General features: G+C 67.5%; 1 protein-coding gene. It reads right to left on the bottom strand.

The annotated features are described in order from the left end of the window. Window positions 1–63 precede the first annotated feature (63 nt). Window positions 64–1,713 carry a M28 family metallopeptidase gene (locus AC1VAN_RS20070; protein ID WP_480986562.1) on the bottom strand — a complete coding sequence of 550 codons (1,650 nt, stop codon included), beginning with the start codon at window positions 1,711–1,713 and terminating at the stop codon, window positions 64–66. Window positions 1,714–2,007 lie beyond the last annotated feature (294 nt).

Genomic DNA, 2,007 nt, shown 5'->3' with positions numbered 1-2,007 from the left:
CTACCAGGTTGCCGGCCAGCTGCCGGCAACCGGGGAGGCGCCGGGTGAGCCCGGCGCATTCCCTTATCTGCGCTGGTCGGCGCTGGCGTCACGCACGGCGCGGAACGCCTCGTCCTTGCTCCAGTTCGGCCAGCTGCGCGAATTGGCCAGCTGGTTGCCCAGGGTGTACAGCACTTCCAGGTCGCGGGCGGCGCCAGCGAACACCCAGTCCGGCTGCCACTCGTCGCCCTGCTGGTGGTAACGCTTGGCGGTGTAGTCTTCGGACGCCTTCTTGCCCGCCGCGACGCCACCGTCCACCCAGTCCTGCCCGGCCGACCAGGACAGCGCGGGCACGCCACGCTTGGCGAACGGGAAGTGGTCGGAGCGGAAGAACAGACCGGCCTCCGGCTTCGGGTCCGGCGTGTAGCGGATGTCCCAGCCCTTGGCCACGTCCTTCAACTGGTCCAGCAGCTCGAAGCGCGCCGCGCCGTAGATGCCGAAATCGCGCGACGGGCCGAACGGCGCCATGCCGTCCATGTTGATCATCGCCACGGTCTTTTCCAGCGGGTACAGCGGGTGCGTTGCGTAGTACTCCGAACCCAGCAGGCCCTTCTCCTCGGCAGTTACCGCCAGGAACACGACCGAACGCTGCGGACGCGGTGCCTTGGCGAAGCCACGCGCCAGTTCAATCAGCGAGGCGGTGCCGCTGGCGTTGTCCAGCGCGCCGTTGAAGATGCGGTCGCCGCGTGCGTCGGGCTCGCCCACGCCGAKGTGGTCCCARTGSSCGCTGTAGATGACGGTCTCGTCCGGATGCGTGCTGCCTTCCAGGCGCGCGGCCACGTTGTGCGAGGTGATCACTTCGGTCTTCACCGCGTACTTCGCATCCAGGCTGGCGCCGGTCAGCGGCACCGGGGTGAAGTCGCGCTGCTGCGCCTTCTTCTTCAGCGCCTCGAAATCCTGCCCGGCCGAGCGGAACAGTTCCACCGCCAGATCGCGCTGGATCCAGCCTTCCAGCAGCGGATGGCTGTCAGCCGGATTGTCGCGCACCACGTCGAACATGGTGTTGGTGTTGGAGCCGGCCACCGTGGCCCAGCCATACGACGCCRGGGCGGTCTCATGCACGATCAGCAYGCCGRSTGCGCCCTGGCGWGCGSCTTCTTCGTACTTGTASGKCCARCGGCCRTAMYAGGTCATGCCCTTGCCGYCGAARTCGCCCWYGCCGGTTTCRAARTCCGGGTCGTTGATCAGCACGACGGCGATCTTGCCCTTCAGGTCCACGCCCTTGAAGTCGTCCCAGTTGCGCTCCGGCGCCTTTACGCCGTAACCGAGGAACACCAGCGGTGCCTTGCTGATATCCACGCTGGTCGCACCGTTCATGGCTGCACGCACGGCGATCTGCTTGCCCTGCTCCAGCGCGATGGTCTTGCCGCCCTGCTGCAGCGACAGCTGCGGGGTGCCGACGATGTCGCCCTTGCGCAGCGGCACGGCCTGGGTCCACAGGCGCTTGCCGTCCTTCAGGTCGCCGCCGGGCTGCAGGCCGGCGTCGGCGAACTGCTTGCTGAGGAAGGCGATGGTCTTCTGTTCGCCGGCGGTGGCCGGGGAGCGGCCTTCGTAGGCGTCGGAGGCCAGTTCCTTGACGTCGGCGGAGATCCGCGCGCCATCGAATTTCGGGGTGGCCGCCATCAGTGCGCTCGACACCGACAGGGCCAGCACGCCCAGTACTACTCGCTTCATTGCTCTCTCCAGCAGGGAAATCGTTCTGGAGTGTAAGGGGTAAGAGGTTCGGCAGGGCTGCGCCCTGCACCCGGCAGCCGCGGTAGTGCCGGCCGCTGGCCGGCAACCTCAACAGCAACAGCAGAAGCTGCATTCCGTGGGATGGCGGGGAGGGTCCGGCTGCGGGGGTGTCCGCGGCATGGATTCCGCGGCCAAGCCCCCAAGGTTGGGTTTACGGCGTCCCCCGCAGCCGGTCCCTACCCCCCAACCCACGGAATGCAGCTTCTGCTGTTGCTGTTGATGTTGCCGGCCAGC

The organism is Stenotrophomonas sp. 05L44_2, assembly GCF_056665995.1.
The sequence above is the reverse complement of the archived record's forward strand: the minus strand, read 5'-3'. Positions and strand labels throughout refer to the sequence as shown.